At 71.0% G+C, this 16,928-nt stretch carries 11 protein-coding genes; 5 read left to right on the forward strand and 6 right to left on the reverse strand.

Annotated features, from left to right (window positions below; all coding sequences use genetic code 11):
• Positions 1 to 184: 184 nt before the first annotated feature.
• From ilvC to SALPAC6_RS0112595, 4 genes are all read right to left on the reverse strand, one after another.
• Positions 185 to 1,198, reverse strand: a complete 1,014-nt coding sequence (ilvC, locus tag SALPAC6_RS0112580; protein ID WP_018253765.1) for a ketol-acid reductoisomerase — start codon at positions 1,196 to 1,198, stop codon at positions 185 to 187.
• Between the two features lie 59 nt (positions 1,199 to 1,257).
• Positions 1,258 to 1,773 carry an acetolactate synthase small subunit gene (ilvN, locus tag SALPAC6_RS0112585; RefSeq protein WP_018253766.1) on the reverse strand — a complete coding sequence of 172 codons (516 nt, stop codon included), beginning with the start codon at positions 1,771 to 1,773 and terminating at the stop codon, positions 1,258 to 1,260.
• Positions 1,774 to 1,834: 61 nt separating this feature from the next.
• A complete protein-coding gene (locus SALPAC6_RS0112590) occupies positions 1,835 to 3,718 on the reverse strand; it encodes an acetolactate synthase large subunit (RefSeq protein WP_018253767.1) in 1,884 nt (627 codons plus the stop codon).
• 278 nt (positions 3,719 to 3,996) lie between these two features.
• Positions 3,997 to 6,300, reverse strand: coding sequence for a putative bifunctional diguanylate cyclase/phosphodiesterase (locus tag SALPAC6_RS0112595; protein ID WP_026189613.1), 2,304 nt, complete (start codon positions 6,298 to 6,300; stop codon positions 3,997 to 3,999).
• Between the two features lie 110 nt (positions 6,301 to 6,410).
• Here SALPAC6_RS0112595 and ilvD point away from each other — a divergent pair, with 110 nt between their 5' ends.
• The 3 genes from ilvD to SALPAC6_RS0112610 all read left to right on the forward strand — a co-directional run bounded on the left by ilvD (position 6,411) and on the right by SALPAC6_RS0112610 (position 10,509).
• On the forward strand, positions 6,411 to 8,258 hold the full coding sequence (gene ilvD, locus SALPAC6_RS0112600) for a dihydroxy-acid dehydratase (RefSeq protein ID WP_026189614.1): 1,848 nt from the start codon (positions 6,411 to 6,413) through the stop codon (positions 8,256 to 8,258).
• A 288-nt stretch (positions 8,259 to 8,546) separates the two neighbouring features.
• Entirely contained in the window at positions 8,547 to 9,974 is a 1,428-nt protein-coding gene (locus tag SALPAC6_RS0112605; protein WP_018253770.1) for a right-handed parallel beta-helix repeat-containing protein, read from the forward strand.
• A 145-nt stretch (positions 9,975 to 10,119) separates the two neighbouring features.
• On the forward strand, positions 10,120 to 10,509 hold the full coding sequence (locus SALPAC6_RS0112610) for a PH domain-containing protein (RefSeq protein WP_018253771.1): 390 nt from the start codon (positions 10,120 to 10,122) through the stop codon (positions 10,507 to 10,509).
• On the opposite strand, the gene SALPAC6_RS0112615 is transcribed toward SALPAC6_RS0112610, so the two are convergent.
• The gene (locus SALPAC6_RS0112615; RefSeq protein ID WP_020493580.1) at positions 10,503 to 11,420 is read right to left on the reverse strand and encodes a 2-hydroxyacid dehydrogenase; all 918 of its coding nucleotides are present in this window, start codon (positions 11,418 to 11,420) and stop codon (positions 10,503 to 10,505) included. The two genes, SALPAC6_RS0112610 and SALPAC6_RS0112615, sit on opposite strands and share 7 nt — an antisense overlap.
• 131 nt (positions 11,421 to 11,551) lie before the next feature.
• Here SALPAC6_RS0112615 and SALPAC6_RS0112620 point away from each other — a divergent pair, with 131 nt between their 5' ends.
• Both SALPAC6_RS0112620 and SALPAC6_RS0112625 read left to right on the forward strand, forming a co-directional pair.
• Positions 11,552 to 12,718, forward strand: a complete 1,167-nt coding sequence (locus tag SALPAC6_RS0112620) for a PQQ-dependent sugar dehydrogenase (protein WP_018253773.1) — start codon at positions 11,552 to 11,554, stop codon at positions 12,716 to 12,718.
• Between the two features lie 152 nt (positions 12,719 to 12,870).
• Complete coding sequence (locus SALPAC6_RS0112625; protein ID WP_018253774.1) at positions 12,871 to 14,451, forward strand: metallophosphoesterase; 1,581 nt, start codon at positions 12,871 to 12,873, stop codon at positions 14,449 to 14,451.
• A 37-nt stretch (positions 14,452 to 14,488) separates the two neighbouring features.
• Here the strand turns inward: SALPAC6_RS0112625 and SALPAC6_RS0112630 are convergent, their stop codons facing one another.
• The gene (locus tag SALPAC6_RS0112630; RefSeq protein WP_026189615.1) at positions 14,489 to 16,846 is read right to left on the reverse strand and encodes a transketolase-like TK C-terminal-containing protein; all 2,358 of its coding nucleotides are present in this window, start codon (positions 16,844 to 16,846) and stop codon (positions 14,489 to 14,491) included.
• Between the last annotated feature and the right edge of the window lie 82 nt (positions 16,847 to 16,928).

Genomic DNA, 16,928 nt, shown 5'->3' on the forward strand with positions numbered 1-16,928 from the left:
GCTCCGGCGATCAGGGTGAGTGCCCTCACAGCGACCGCCCGACCCGGCCGGGTACGCATCCGCCGTCAGTGCCGGAGCGCAACCGCCGGACACCCGTGACCCAACGCCGGGGAGGGAGAGCGTCAGGTCACGGGCGTCCGTGGTGCCCGGAAACCCTCGCCCAAGGGTGCCCGGAAGCCCCGAGTCAGGCGGTCTCGGTGATGGGCCGGTCAACCCAGCTCATCATGGCGCGCAGCTTGCCGCCGGTCTCCTCGATCGGGTGCGCCGCGCCCTCCGCCCGCCACTTGGCGAAGTTGGGGCGGCCGGCCTCGTCCTCGGCAACCCACTCCCGGGCGAACTCACCGGACCGGATCTCACTCAGGATCGCGCGCATCCGCTCCTTGACCCGGGAGTCGATGACCCGCGGGCCGCGGGAGAGGTCGCCGTACTCGGCCGTGTCCGAAATGCTGTACCGCATCCGAGCGATGCCGCCCTCGTACATGAGGTCCACGATGAGCTTCAGCTCGTGCAGGCACTCGAAGTAGGCCACCTCGGGGGCGTAGCCGGCCTCGGTGAGCACCTCGAAGCCGGTCTGCACCAGCGCCGCCGCACCGCCGCAGAGCACCGCCTGCTCGCCGAAGAGATCGGTCTCGGTCTCCTCGGTGAAGGTGGTTTTGATCGCGCCGGCCCGAGTGCCGCCGATGGCCTTGGCGTATGCCAGGGCCAAGCCGAACGCGCTACCGCTGGCGTCCTGCTCGACGGCGACCAGGCAGGGCACGCCCTTGCCGTCGACGTACTGCCGGCGGACCAGGTGGCCGGGGCCCTTCGGGGCGATCATCGCCACGTCCACCTCGGCCGGCGGCGTGATCAGCCCGTACCGGATGTTGAATCCGTGCCCGAACAGGAGCGCCTTGCCGGCGGTGAGGTGCGGCGCGATCGACTCGGTGTAGAGGGCGCGCTGGGCCGTGTCCGGCGCGAGGATCATGATGATGTCGGCCTCGGCCGCCGCCTCGGCCGGGGTCTGCACCCGTAGGCCCTGCTCCTCCGCCTTCGCCCGGCTCTTCGACCCGGCGGGCAGACCGATCACCACCGCAACACCAGAGTCGCGCAGCGACAGCGCGTGGGCGTGGCCCTGACTGCCGTAGCCGATCACGGCGACCGTGCGGCCCTGAATCAGACCCAGGTCGGCGTCGTCGTCGTAGAACACCTCAACGCTCATGAACTTCCCTTTCGTACGGCCGCGCCCGGCGGCCAATCGGAGATCTGACGGGGGAGGGATCAGGCGGCCCGAAGCGCCGGGCCGGCGGTGATGGAGCGGGACCCACGGCCGATGGCGACCGTGCCGGACTGCACCATCTCCTTGATGCCGAAGACCTCAAGGTCCCGAAGCAGGGCGGCCAGCTTGTCCGGGGTGCCGGTCGCTTCGATGGTCAGCGTCTCCGGGGCGACGTCAACGACCCGGGCGCGGAACACGTTCACCGTCTCCAGCACCTGACCGCGGGCGCTGCGGTCCGCGCGGACCTTTACCAGCAGCAGCTCCCGGGCCACCGACACCTGGGGATCCAGCTCAACAATCTTGATTACGTTCACTAACTTGTTGAGCTGCTTGGTGACCTGCTCCAGCGGAGAGGACTCGGCGTTGACCACGATGGTGATCCGGGAGACATCCGGGTTCTCGGTCTCCCCCACGGCCAGACTGCCGATGTTGAAGCCGCGCCGGGAGAAGAGCCCGGACACCCGGGCCAGGACCCCGGGCTTGTTCTCCACGAGCACGGAGAGCGTATGCATGGTCACAGTGGCGCCTTCCTCGTCTGATTCTCCCGGCCCCGGCGGTGCCCGGTGTGGTTGGTCATGACTACACCTCGTCCTCGTCGAAGACCGGCCGGACACCGCGGGCAAACATGATCTCGTCATTGCTGGTGCCGGCGGCGACCATCGGCCACACCATCGCGTCCTTGCCGACCACGAAGTCGATGACCACCGGGGCGTCGTTGATGGACATCGCGGCCTCGATTGTCTGGTCGACGTCCTCCGCTGTCTCACAGCGCAGTCCGACGCAACCGAGCGCCTCGGCGAGCTTGACGAAGTCCGGAATCCGATGTTTGTGGGTACCAAGATCCGTGTTGGAGTAACGCTCCCCGTAGAAGAGGGTCTGCCACTGCCGCACCATGCCGAGATTGCCGTTGTTGATCACAGCGATCTTGACCGGAATGCCCTCCAGCGCACAGGTCGCCAGCTCCTGGCTGGTCATCTGGAAGCAGCCGTCGCCGTCGATCCCCCAGACCACCGTCTCCGGCCGGCCAACCTTGGCACCCATCGCCGCCGGCACCGCGTACCCCATGGTGCCGAGGCCGCCGGAGTTCAACCAGGTACATGGCTTCTCGTAGGAGATGAACTGGGAAGCCCACATCTGGTGCTGGCCCACGCCCGCCACGTACACCGCCTCCGGACCGACGATCTCGCCGAGCCGGCTGAGCACGTACTGCGGGGAGAGCGTGCCGTCGGCCGGCTCGTCGTACCCCAGTGGGTAGCGCTTGCGCAGCTCCTGTAGCTGGGACCACCAGTCGTCGAGGTCGGGTCGGTGACCGGCCGACTGCTCGGTGGTGACCGCACCGACCAGTTCGTCGATGACATGCCGGGCATCCCCCACGATCGGCACGTCCGCATGCCGGTTCTTACCGATCTCGGCCGGGTCGATGTCGGCGTGCACCACGGACGCGTCGGGAGCGAAAGAGTCCAGCTTGCCGGTCACCCGGTCGTCGAACCTCGCCCCCAGCGCGATGATCAGATCCGCCTTCTGCAGACCGTAGACCGCTGCGACCGTTCCATGCATGCCGGTCATGCCCAGGTGCTGTGGGTGTGAATCGGGGAACGCTCCGAGCGCCATCAGGGTGGTGACCACCGGAATCCCGGTCAGCTCGGCGAGCCGCCGCAGCCCGTCGGTCGCACCGGCCTTGAGCACCCCGCCGCCGACGTAGAGCACCGGCCGACGGGCAATGGCCATCAGCCGGGCCGCCTCCCGGATCTGCTTTCCGTGCGGGTGCAGCGTCGGCCGATAGCCGGGTAGGTCGAGCGTCGGCGGCCAGGCGAAGACGGTTGACGCCTGGAGAACATCCTTCGGGATGTCCACCAGAACCGGGCCGGGCCGGCCGGTCGCGGCGAGGTGGAACGCCTCGGCGAGCACCCGGGGCAGCTCCTCGGCGCTCTGGACCAGGAAGTTGTGCTTCGTGATCGGCAGCGTGATGCCCTGGATGTCCGCCTCCTGGAAGGCGTCCGTCCCGATCGACGGCCGGGCGACCTGGCCGGTGATCGCCACCAGCGGCACCGAGTCCATGTGCGCGTCGGCGATCGGCGTCACCAGGTTGGTCGCACCGGGCCCGGAGGTGGCGACACAGACGCCGACCCGCCCGGTCGCCTGCGCGTACCCGGTGGCCGCGTGTCCGGCGCCCTGTTCGTGCCGGACCAGGATGTGCCGGACCGTGGAGTCGTACAACGGGTCGTACGCCGGCAGGATCGACCCGCCGGGAATGCCGAAGATGACCTCGACGCCGAGCGCTTCGAGGGATCGCACGAGGGAGCCGGCACCGGAGACGTGGGCTGGGGCGGGGGCAGGGGTGCGTACCGCCGGGACGGTCGGGGTGGCCGCCCCGCGGGGCCGGTCAACGTCGCGGAGCGGCTCGGCGGCCGCGCGGGCCCGCCGGGCGGAGTTGGCGAGGGTCTCGGGTGTGGGTCTCGTCATGGCGGTTCAGGCCTTCGGCTGGAGGGTGCGGTGAGTTCTGCGGTGGAACGCCGGCGGAGTGCCCGGCGGATCTGACAGCAACAAAAAAGCCCACGTGCGGGATGCACGGGGCCTGCGCACTCTCAGTGGGAGAGTGCGCTCAGGTAAGTACTCGCAGCGACCGGTACGACGACATGGGGACCAGCATGACGGATCTCAAGCAATGAGTCAACAAGTCCCACATTTTGGTTAACGGGTCTGTCGAATCTCCCGCCCAAGAAAACTGGCTCCGGCCCGGGCTACTCCGGCACCGGCTGCCCGGGCACGGGCAGGGGCGGCAGCCGCCGGGGCGGCGGCGGACCGGAGGCCAGCGCGGGCGGCGCCGACATGGCGACCGGCGGAGCGTGCGACGAGGTGGCGGCCTCCAACATCGCCTCCAGGTGCTCAGCCGGCACCCCCCAGCCGAGGAGGGCGCCCTGACCGAAGTGGCAGCCGGCGGCGACCACCTCGGCCAACTCGGTCGGCGTCGTCACACCCTCAGCGATAACCCCAAGACCCAACTGATGCCCCAGGCGCATGACGATGTCGACCATCGGGGCGAACGCCGGGCCGTCGGCGTCCACCGGACGAACCGGCTCATGCCCGGCGACGAGACTGTGGTCGATCTTGAGGATGTCGAGGGGAAGCCGACGAAGCTGGCCGAGGGAGGAGTAGCCGGCGCCGAAGTCGTCCAGCGCGATCCGAACCCCGGTACGGCGCAACGCGGTCAACCTCCGGATCAGCTCGTCCAGGTCGGTGGCGACGGCGTGCTCGGTGACCTCCAGCACCAGGCGCTGCGGCGGAACCCGGTGTACGCGCAACGCGTCAGCGACCTGCCCGACATAGGCCGGGGCGTGTAGCTCTCGAGGCGAGACATTGACCGACACCCATACATCGTGTCCGTCGGCGAGCCAACGGGAGAGCTGGTGGCAGGCCTGGTCCAGCACCCACGCCCCCAGCTTGGCGATCATGCCGCACTCCTCGGCGAGCGGAATGAACTCATCCGGGCGGACCGCGCCCAGCTTCGGATGCCGCCACCGGAGCAGGGCCTCGGCACCGACCGGGCGCACCGACGGCAGCGACGCCACCGGTTGGAACACCAGCCGCAGCTCGTCGCGTTCGATCGCCCCCCGCAGCTCGTGCTCCAGCGTGGCCCGCCGGCGCAACAGCTGGTCGTAGGCGACGTCGTACCGCTCGATCCGATTCTTGCCACGCTGCTTGGCGTAGCGCAGGGCCAGGTCGGCGTGGTGCAGCAGCAGCTCGACATCGGGTTGGCGGGCCCAACCGGCGATGCCGATGCTCGCCGAGAGGAAGACTGGCCCCTCGGGCAGTTCGTACGCGGCCCCCAGCGCCCCAAGGAGTCGCTCCCCCGCCTGGTCGATGGTGGCCGGCGGGCCGGGCAGCAGGACAGCGAACTCGTCCCCGCCGAGCCGGGCCGCCAGATCGCCGGAGCTGAGGGGGCCGCGCAGCCGCCGGCCCACCTCGGCCAGGACGGCGTCCCCGGCGTCGTGACCGCGCACATCGTTGACGTTCTTGAAGCCATCCAGGTCGAGCAGGAGCAGAACGCACGGGGTGCCCTGCTCCGCGCAGCGGTGCAGGGCCCGCAGCAGTCCCCGCCGGTTCGCCAGGCCGGTCAGGGCGTCGGTGTGTGCCAACTCCCGGAAGTGCGCCTCTCCCTCGACCAGCCGGCGCGCGTACCGGCGGACGTCGTGCAGGGTCAGGTACTGCCGGGCGACCAGGGCGAAGACCACGACGCTGGCAGCGGCCACGCCGCACGGGTCGAAGCGGCCATCCTGGAGGAAGTGGTACGCCGCCGCGCCCGCCATCACCAGGATCGGCAGGACGGCGTGCTCCCCCTCGCGCCGGGTCGGGTCGATGTCCGACTGGCAGGGACGATCGAACCCACGAAGCACCAGCGCCACGGTCAGGAGACCGGCGACGCCCACCGTCGCGCCACCGAGCGCCAACCCCGCCTCGGCCCGGAGCAACCCGGTGGCGACGCCGAGCCCACCGACGGTCGTCGCGGCGGAACCGGCGCCGAGCGCGGCGAGCCGGCGCCGCGGCGACGAGACCCGAAACACCACGACGGTGGCGAGGCCCACGATCAGCGCCGCGCTGGCGGTGGCGAGCAGGATCGGCGCACCGGCCTCCGGGGCGGATCCGAGCAGGCGGGTCGGCTCGGCGAGGAGCACCCAACCCACGAACCAGAGCGCGGTGGAGATGATCATCCCGTCCAGCAACAGCCGGGTGGCCACCCCGACGGTGGGGGCCATGCCGGGGAGGCGGAGCAGCCCGACCCCGAAGAGCAGCCCGCTGGTCGCGATGGCCAGGGCGACCATCTCGGCCCAGCCGACCGAAGGGACCGGCTCGGGCTGCCCGGCAGCCGTCAGCAGCACCGCCACGCCGGCCACGACCGCGATCAGACCGATGACGGCGGCCACGGCGAGGAGGAGGAACGCTGCGGGCCGGCGCGCCAGCAGCGGGCCCACCGCCGGGATGGCAGCCGGCTTGCGGGTGAGCTCACCCCGCACCGCGCTGCGAGACTGACCCGTGGGTAACAACACAGCCCAACTCTGCCGGATGAACGCCCGGCACGGGGGGTGGGGTGTGCATCTGTTGGGACACGTCCTGCGCGGGCTCCGGTCGGCCCCGTGGGGATGCCAGACTGATACGCATGCCTGAGCTGCGGTCGAGGACCTCCACCCACGGTCGGACGATGGCGGGCGCCCGAGCCCTGTGGCGCGCCACCGGGATGACCGACGACGACTTCGGCAAGCCGATCGTCGCCATCGCCAACAGTTTCACCCAGTTCGTTCCGGGGCATGTCCACCTCAAAGAGCTCGGTGGCCTGGTGGCCGAGGCGGTAGCCGAGGCCGGCGGGGTGGGTCGGGAGTTCAACACCATCGCCGTGGACGACGGCATCGCGATGGGCCACGGCGGCATGCTCTACTCGCTGCCCAGCCGGGAGCTGATCGCCGACGCCGTGGAGTACATGGTCAATGCCCACTGCGCCGACGCCCTGGTCTGCATCTCCAACTGCGACAAGATCACTCCTGGGATGCTGCTGGCCGCGCTGCGGCTGAACATCCCGACTGTCTTCGTCTCCGGCGGCCCGATGGAGGCCGGCAAGACCGTCGCGATCGAGGGGGTCGTGCACTCGAAGATCGACCTGATTGACGCGATGATCGCTGCGTCCAACGAGGCGGTCACCGACGACCAGCTCAGCGAGATCGAACGCTCGGCCTGCCCCACCTGCGGTTCCTGCTCCGGCATGTTCACCGCCAACTCGATGAACTGCCTCACCGAGGCGATCGGCCTGGCCCTGCCCGGCAACGGGTCAACGCTGGCGACCCACGCCGCCCGCCGGTCGCTCTTCGTCGAGGCCGGCCGCACCGTCGTCGAGATCGCCAAGCGCTGGTACGACGGGGACGACGCCACGGTGCTGCCCCGCGCGGTCGCCAACCGCGCAGCCTTCGACAACGCGGTCGCCCTCGACGTGGCGATGGGCGGTTCGACGAACACCATCCTGCACCTGCTCGCCGCCGCCCGCGAGGCCGAGCTGGACTTCGGGGTGGTGGACATCGACGCCATCTCCCGGCGGGTGCCCTGCCTGGCGAAGGTCGCACCGAACTCCCCCCACTACCACATGGAGGACGTCCACCGCGCCGGCGGCATCCCGGCCATCCTCGGTGAGCTGGACCGGGCCGGCCTGCTCAACCGGGAGGTCCACGCGGTGCACTCCCCTTCGCTGGAGCGCTGGCTCGCCGACTGGGACGTTCGTGGCGGCACCGCGACGCCGGAGGCGGTCGAGTTGTTCCACGCTGCACCCGGCGGGGTCCGCACCGTCGAGCCGTTCTCCACCACCAACCGCTGGTCCACACTGGATACCGATGCGGCCGGCGGCTGTGTTCGAGACCGGGCCCACGCGTACACCGTGGACGGGGGACTGGCCATCCTGCACGGCAACCTGGCGCCGGAGGGCTGTGTGGTGAAGACCGCCGGGGTACCCGAGCAGTGCCTGACCTTCCGCGGCCCGGCCAGGGTCTACGAGTCCCAGGACGACGCGGTCGCCGCCATCCTGGCCAAGGAGGTGGTCGCGGGAGACGTGGTGGTGATCCGCTACGAGGGCCCCCGGGGCGGGCCCGGGATGCAGGAGATGCTCTACCCCACCTCGTTTCTCAAGGGCCGGGGGCTGGGGCGGACCTGCGCGCTACTCACCGACGGCCGGTTCTCCGGCGGCACCTCCGGGTTGTCGATCGGACACGTCTCACCGGAGGCGGCCGCCGGGGGGCTGATCGCCCTGGTCGAACCGGGCGACGAGATCGTCATCGACATCCCGAGCCGGGCCATCGAGTTGGCCGTACCGGCCGAGGTGTTGGATGCCCGCCGAGTCGCACAGGAGAAGCGAGACCGGCCGTACACGCCCGCGGAGCGGCAGCGCCCCGTCTCCGCCGCGCTGCGCGCGTACGCCGCCATGACCACCTCGGCCAGCGACGGCGCCTACCGCCGCGTCCCCGACTGAACGGACGGCGCCCGGTCACGCTGCGACCCCAAGGACGCGGACCGCAGACCGCCTCCATCGACCACACCTGGTGGGGACAGGCCACGAGTCTCGAGGCCCCAGCGACACCTGACCACCGATGTCCGATTTAGTGATATTCTTCGTATTCGTATTCTTCTGGGGTTTGTGTCGGTTTAGCGTGCGGGTGGCTGCTACCGCCTGCTCGGTAGCCGAGGACGACACCACCCCGGTCTGCCCCCGGGGCTGGTGCCTCCTCGCCACGCACGGGGGAAGGACACCGACACCGCGATGAACCAGCAGGACCACACCCACGGACCCGAACCGGACCGCCCCGGCGGACACCGGACGAGGTCACCGCGGCGCTGGTGGGCCGTCGGGCTCGCCGGCGTGACCGGCCTCGCCCTCACCACCGTCGGCATCGCCGCCACCCCGGCCGCCGACGCCATCGGACGCGCCCTGACCACCGACAACCGCACCGACACACCCCACCAACCCAACGCCGACAACCGCGACAAGCACGGCGACAGCCAGGGCAACCACGACGACAAGGGCAAGGGCAACGGCAAGAGCGAGGGCAACGGCAAGGGCAAGAAGGAGAAGAAGCCACCGGGCACCCCCGTGCCCTGCGACACCGACGCGCTCATCGCCGCCATCACCCTCGCCAACGCCCGCGGCGGCGCCACCCTCAACCTCGCCAGCAAGTGCACCTACCTGCTCACCGCCGACATCGCCGGCGCCGGACTGCCCGCCATCACCACCCCCATCACCCTCAACGGCCACACACACACCACCATCGAACGCGCCGCCGCCGTTGACGAGTTCCGCATCCTCACCGTCAACACCGGCGGCGACCTCACCCTCAACAAACTGAAAATCACCGGCGGACAGACCACCGACAACGGCGGCGGCATCCTCGTCGACCCCGGCGGCACCCTCACCACCAACCACAGCACCATCACCCGCAACATCGCCGACGGCGCAGGAGGCGGCATCGCCAACAACGGCACCACGACCGTCAAACACTCCACCGTCAGCCGCAACACCGCCGGCACTTCCGGCGGCGGCATCGTCAATGCCAATGGCCTCCTCACCGTCACCACATCTCAGGTAAAGGCCAACACCGCCGACATAGCCGGCGGCATAGCAAGCCTCGGCAGCGCTGGCACGGTGCACATGACGAAGAGCGTCATCGCCGACAACCAGGCACAGAATGCGGCCGGCGGCTTGCTGATCAGCCAAGGTGTCAACACGATCTCCGACACCACAATCACCGGAAACACTGCGCTCCAGTACGGCGGACTGCTCGTCAGCGGGCAACTCACCCTGCGAAAGGTCGAGATCACCAAGAACACCGCGTCGGCGGGGATCGGAGGTGGGCTAGTCACCGACTCCGGCGCCACTGTGGTCATCGAGAAGAGCCTCATCAAGGGCAACGCCGCCGCCATGAACTCCGGCGGCGGCATCTACAACACGGGCCAACTGGTGCTGCGGGACAGCAAGGTTGTCGACAACCAGGCCACCCTGGGGGGCGGCATCTACAACATCGACGGCGTCACCACCCTCTTCAACACCCAGGTGGTGAAGAACCTCGCCACCACCGATGGCGGCGGCATCTTCAACGACAACGGCACGGTGAACCTGAACACCGCCACCGGCACCGTCGTCATCAAGAATCGGCCCAACAACTGCGTTGATGTTCCCGGCTGCCCGGCCTGACCCGGCACTCTGAGTAATTGGCGGGGTTTCGCCCCGCGCCGACGGGCGCGGGGCGAAACCCTTCGGCCGTGCCTCCGGGCGCCGCAGCCACCACCTGCGGTGCCCCGTCCCGACACCGCTTCCGCGCAGATGGGATTATCAGCGGGTGAGCAGCTCCGACACCCTCCGGTTCCGGCACAACCAGGCCCTGCTGGTCGCCGCGGTGGTCGCCTTCTTCGGCGCCCTGCCCCTGGCCGCCGCCCGGTGGTACCTCTTGCCGGTGCTCCTCGTGCCGCTCGCCCTCGGCGGGTGGGCCTGGCGGGCCGGCACCGACGTCACCGCACAGGGGCTGCGCCTGCGGGCGCTCGCCGGCCAGTGCCGAATCCGCTGGGACCAGATCGTCGAGCTGGGCGCGGACCCGGACGGCCGGGCGGTCGCCCGGCTCACCGACGGCCGGGCGGTCCCGCTGCCCGCCGTCCGCCGGGACGACCTGCCCCGGCTCGTCGCGGTCACCGAGCGGCCCGAACCCGGCTCGGCCGACCAGTCGACTCAGTAGCCCGCCACCACCACGTTGGTCGGCGGCTCGCCCGCGGCGCAGCGGCGAATCTGATCGCCCACCAGCCGGTACGCCCGCGGGAGCAGACCCTGTACCGAGCCCGCGACATGCGGGGTGAGTAGCACGTTCGGCATCGCCCACAGCGGGCTGTCGGCGGGCAGCGGCTCGGGGTCGGTGACGTCCAGTACGGCCGAGATCCGGCCGGTGCCCAGCTCGGCGACGAGCGCCTCGGTCTGCGCCACCGGCCCCCGCGCCGCATTGACCAGCAGGGCGCCGTCGCACATCGCCGCGAGGAAGCCCTCGTCAACGAGCCCACGGGTCTGCTCGGTCAACGGCACCAGCAGCACCACCACATCCGCCTCGGGCAGCAGCCGGGGCAGCTCCGCGACGGCGTGCACGCCGGGCCGCGCGGTCCGGGCCACCCGGGTGAGGCGTACCTCGAACGGGGCGAGGCGCGCCTCGAGCGCCGTGCCGATCGAGCCTGCGCCCACGATCAGCACCCGCTTGCCGGCCAGTTCGTCGGTGGGCGCCACCTCGCGGTAGGCCCACTCCCGACGGTCCTGTGCCCGGACCAGCGTGGGAAAGGAGCGCAGGTGCGCCAGGATCGCGGCGACGACCCACTCCGAGGTGGCCTGGTCGTGCACTCCCCGCGCATCACAGAGCGTCACGCCCGGCGGCATCCGGCCGACCCACGCGTCCGCACCGGCGGTCAGGAGCTGCACCACTTCCAGATCCGGCAGGTCCCGCAGCAGGTCGGTGGTCTCCGCCTCGGCCAGGAACGGCGGCACCCAGAACCGGACGTCGGTCACCGGGGACGGGAGCCGGCTCGGCTCCGCCACCTCCACCCTGACACCCGCCGGCAGGTCACCGAGGAGGGACGTGCCGTCCTCATGGGGGATCCACACCTTCACACCCGCCGACGATAGAGCCTCGGGCCGGCCCGCCATCTTCCGGGGCCCGCACTGACCCACCCCTTTCCGCAGCCCACCGGCCCACCCTTTCCGGGACCCGCAGTGGCCCACCGGCCGTTACCCTGTTCCGGGTGAGTGCCCGTCCCGCGCATCCGCGCACCCGCCGCTTTCGGGCCACCCTCGCGGCGTTCTGCACGGCGCTGCTGGTCGCCACCGGTTGCAGCTTCGGCGAACCCGCACCCGACCCGGCCGGCGAACCCCCCACCTTCCCCACCCCGACCAACACCGACCCGGGGAGCACCGGGCCGGAGGTGGTCGCCACCGTGTTGGCGAAGGGTCTACGCGCCCCGTGGGGCATCGCCTTCCTGCCGGACGGGGGCGCACTGGTGACCGAGCGGGACGCCGGCCGGATCCTCCGGGTCGGGCCCGAGTCCGACCCCGGCGGGCTGCGGGTGACCGTGGTCCAGACCATCGCCGAGGTGACGGCGGGGGGCGAGGGCGGGCTGATGGGGATCGCCGTCTCCCCGGACTACCAGCGGGACCAGACGGTCTTCGTCTACTACACCGCCGAACAGGACAACCGCATCGCCCGGCTCACCCTCGGCGAGCCGCCGCACCCGATCCTGACCGGCATCCCGAAGGCGCGCACCCACAACGGCGGTGGCCTCGCCTTCGGCCCGGACGGGCAGCTCTACGCCAGCACCGGCGACGCCGGCGACCGGGAGCAGGCACAGGACGACAACCGGCTCGGCGGGAAGATACTGCGGATCACCACCGACGGCCAGCCGGCCCCGGACAATCCCTTTCCCGACTCGCCCGTCTGGTCGCTGGGACATCGGAACGTGCAGGGCTTCACCTGGGCTGCCGACGGTCGGATGTACGCCGTCGAATTCGGCCAGAACACCTGGGACGAGATCAACGAGATCGAGCGGGGCGGCAACTACGGGTGGCCGGAGGTCGAGGGCCGCTCCGACGACAGCCGATACGTCAACCCGATCGTCTGGTGGCCACCGGCGGACGCGTCCTGTTCCGGACTGGCCCGGACCGAGCGTCTCCTCGCCACGGCCTGCCTGCGCGGACAGCGACTCTGGCTGGTCGAGCTGACCGACACCGAAACGCTCGGCCAACCGCGCGACCTGCTCACCAAGCAGTACGGCCGGTTGCGGGCGGTCGCCGCGGCACCGGACGGCTCGCTCTGGGTGGGCACCTCGAACCACGACGGGCGCGGAGCTCCGATGGCGGAGGACGACCGTCTCCTGCGCCTGGTGTTCGCTGATGGCGAAGCCGGACGAAGTTGAGCACGAGAACCGGACAAAAGCTGACTGCGAAGCCGGATTGGCCGACAGCCAGGCCGGACAAAGCCGACGGTAGAGCGGGATAGAGCCGACAGCAGGCAACACCCGGCCAAGATTTTCCCGAGGCTTTCGACTGGGCAGGTCAGAATTTCAGCATGGACGGTCAGGAGAACGAGCAGCAGGACAGCCGAGGCAGCCGGCCGCCGAAGACGGACCGGAGTTGGCGGTTCCGGCTACGGCACCGGCCAAGCGACGGTCGTTCGACCCGCTGGCGGGCGCTGCGAGCCGTCGGGATGACCCTGGCCGTACTCGCCGTCACCCTGGCCGGAGTGTTGATCGGCACGCTGGCCGGAGGCCGGGTCAGCACCGAGGTCGGGCCGTTTCAGGCGGATCTGACGGTGACCCCGACGCTGCACGGCGGCACCACCTTCGACATACCGCCGCTCGGCGCGCTGCTGCTCGACAGCCACGACGGCCCCACCCAACTGACCGTGCAGTTCGGCGCCCTCGACCAGGACCGCACCGAGGCGCTGCTGCACGACCCGGAGAGCCTCAACCGGGCGAGCCAGACCGCCGTGGACGACGTCCGCGAGGGCATCCTGCGCCTCGCTGTCCGTACCGTCGCCGCGACGGTGCTGGTCACCCTGCTGCTGGCCCTGCTGGTATTCCGCGACACCCGCCGTACGGCCTGGGCGGGGGTGCTCGCGCTCGTGATCGTCACCGGCAGCCTGGGCACCGCGGCGGCCACCCTGCGACCGCAGGCGATCGAAGAGCCTCGCTACGAGGGGCTCCTGGTCAACGCGCCGGCGCTCGTCGGCGACGTCCAGCGGATCGCCAACGACTACACCCGCTACGCCGAGCAGCTCCAGCGCCTGGTCGGCAACGTCAGCCAGCTCTACTCCACCGTCTCGGAGTTGCCGGTCTTCGAGCCGCAGCCCGGCACCACCCGGGTGCTGCACATCTCCGACCTGCACCTGAACCCAGCTTCCTGGCCGGTCATCCAGACCGTGGTCGAGCAGTTCGGAATCGACGTCGTGGTCGACACCGGCGACATCACCGACTGGGGCAGCGAACCGGAGGCGAACTACGTCGCCTCGATCGGGCTCCTCCGCAAGCCCTACGTCTACATCCGCGGCAACCACGACTCGGGGGGCACGACCGCGGCAGTGGCCCAGCAGCGCAACGCCATCGTGTTGGACAACACGACCACGGTCGTCGCCGGGCTGACCATTGCCGGCATCGGGGACCCGCGCTTCACGCCGGACAAGAGCACCTCGCCGGCGGGCAGCGGCCTGACCGGGGATACCGCCGACCAGCTCATCGACACCGGCGACCAGTTGGCAGCCACTGCGCGCAGCGCGCCCCGGCCGGTGGACCTGGCGCTGGTGCACGATCCCGCGGCGGCGGGACCACTCTCCGGTGCCACCCCGCTGGTGCTCGCCGGGCACACCCACAACCGTGAGGTGTACCGGCTGCCCCAGCAGCCGGACCAGACCCCCACCCTGCTGATGGTGCAGGGTTCGACCGGCGGTGCCGGCCTACGTGGGTTGGAGGGCGAAGAGCCCACCCCGCTGTCGATGACCGTCCTCTACTTCGACGAGAAGAGGCTGCTCCAGGCGTACGACGACATCACTGTCGGCGGCACCGGCCAGGCCCAGGTGAACCTGGAACGACACATCGTGGAGGACCCGGAGGCCGGCGCACCGGCCCCGGTCACCCCCACCCCGACCCGCTGACCGTGACCGCCGGACGAGCCGGCGGTCAGCGATCGGATCAACGCAGGGAGAGCGCGGCGAGTGCGGCGTTGACGATACTGCCCGGCAGCAGGTCGTGGAGCTCGTACAACTCGGCGACGCTGCCCGACTGACCGAACTCGTCCACGCCAAGGGGCACCGCTGGGGCACCGACCGCCGAGCCGAGCCACGCCATCGCGTGCGACGCGGCGTCGTGCACGGTGACCACCGGCACCCGGTCGACGAAGGCCGACCGCAGCGCGCCCGGAACGCTCGGCACGGTAGCGGTGCGGACCCCCTGGCGCAGGGTGCGCTGCCAGGCCCGGTAGAGGCGGTCCAGGCTGGTGACGTCCACGACGTGCGCGGCGATCCCCTCCTCGGCCAACTCGGCCGCGGCGGCGAGCACCTCGGGCAGGACCGCGCCGGAGGCGGCGAGCTGCACGACCGGGGCGTCGGCGAGCTGCGGGTACGCCTGGTGGGCGTCGACCAGCCGGTAGGCGCCGGCGAGCACCTGCCGACGCAGCACCGCGTCGCCGAGCCGGCTCCGGGCAGCCGCGAACGGAGCTTGGTCAACCGGGCGGGTGCTGAGCCGGAAGTAGTAGGCGCCGTCCTCTCCGGGCGCGGCGGTCGCGGCCGGCGCCGTACCCCCGGCGATCTGCCCCAACGCGTCACAGAGCAGCCAGTCCAGGGTGGTGGCGTAGGCGGGCTCGACGAAGGTGACCCCGGGCAGTTCCAGGCCGACGCTGGCGGTGAGCGTCGACTGGTGCGCGCCCCCCTCCGGCGCGAGGGTGACTCCCGAGGGGGTGCCAGCGACCACGAACCGGGCGCCGGAGTAGGTGCCGTGGAGGAAGGCGTCCAGGCCCCGCAGCACGAACGGGTCGTACACGGTGCCCACCGGCAGCAGCGGCTGCCCGGAGTGGTCCCAGGCCAGGCCGAGCTGTCCGAGCAACAGGAACAGGTTCATCTCCGAGATGCCCAGCTCGATGTGCTGGCCGGCCGGGCTCTCCGTCCAGCGCAGCATCCGGTCCTCAGACCACGCGCGCTGCGAGGTGGGCGCGAACACCCCAGACCGGTTGATGAACCCGGCCAGGTTGGTCGAGGTGGCCACATCCGGTGCGGTGGTGACGAGGTAACGCCCGACCTGCGGGTCACGGGCCAGGTCAACCAGCACCCGGCCGAAGACCTCCTGGGTGGAGAGCGGCTTGTTCGCGCGTACCCGGGTCGTCTCCGGAACGCTGACACCCAGCGCCCGCGTGCGCGGTGCCCGGGACAGCGCCTCCCGGCGCTCCCCGGCCCGGACACCGGCCGCCGACGCCGGGTCGAGCCGGTCCCACTCGGTGTCCCCGGTGAGGCCGTGCGCGGCCCGCAACGCATCCACCTGCGCCGTGGTGAGCAGTGCCGAGTGGTTCCGCGGGTTGCCGGCCATCGGCAGCCCCCAGCCCTTCACCGTGTACGCGAAGACCACGCTGGGCCGGTCGGTGACCGCGTCGCACTGGGCGTAGGCATCCAGCATCGCCGCCAGGTCGTGCCCGCCGAGGTCGGTGACGAGCGGGCCCAGTTCGTCGTCGGGAATGTCGGCAATGGACTCCGCGATCCCCGCCGGCGCGCCGTCGAGGAACTGCTTACGCAGCAGCGGGCCGGCGAGCCCGAAGAGCGACTGGTACTGCTCGTTCGGCATCGCGTCGATCCAGTCCCGCAGCGCCGCCCCGCCCGGACGGGCGTACGCGGCAGCGAGCCGGCGGCCGTACTTGACCTCCACGACGTGCCAGCCCGCGGCTTCGAACTGGCCCCGCCACTGGTCGATCCGGATGCCCGGAACGACCCGATCCAGCGACTGGCGATTGAAGTCGACCAGCCACATCACGTTGCCCAGCCCGGTGGTGGCCGGGTCGGCGACCGCCTCCCAGATGTTGCCCTCGTCCAGTTCGGCATCGCCGATGAGGGCGACGAACCGGGACCGGGGCCGGGCGCCGAAGTGCGCGTCCACGTAACGGCGGGTGACCGCCGCGAAGAGCGGCGCCGCCGCGCCCAGGCCCACCGACCCGGTGGAGAAGTCGACCTCGTCCGGGTCCTTCGTCCGGGACGGGTACGACTGGAGGCCACCCCGGGCGCGCAGCCGGGTCAGGTACGACCGGTCCAGGTTGCCGAGCAGGTACTGGATGGCGTGGAACACCGGGGAGGCGTGCGGCTTCACCGCGACCCGGTCCTCGGCGCCGAGGTGCGCGAACCACAGCGCCGTCATCGCGGTGACCAGCGACGCGCTCGACGCCTGGTGCCCGCCGACCTTCACCCCGTCACCGGTGTCCCGGTCGTGATTGGCCGCGTCCACGATGCGGGTGGCGAGCCACAGCACCCGGCGTTGGATCTCGTCGAGGACATCGAGGTCGTGCTGGTTCACGGGGGACTCCATCCGGGCGCCGCCGTTGGCGCCCTCCGAGGGGGTGGGCACGGGTCAGCCCCCCGGCACCAGCCGGAGGGCC

Source organism: Salinispora mooreana (assembly GCF_000379065.1).
Taxonomy (GTDB): Bacteria; Actinomycetota; Actinomycetes; order Mycobacteriales; family Micromonosporaceae; genus Micromonospora; species Micromonospora mooreana.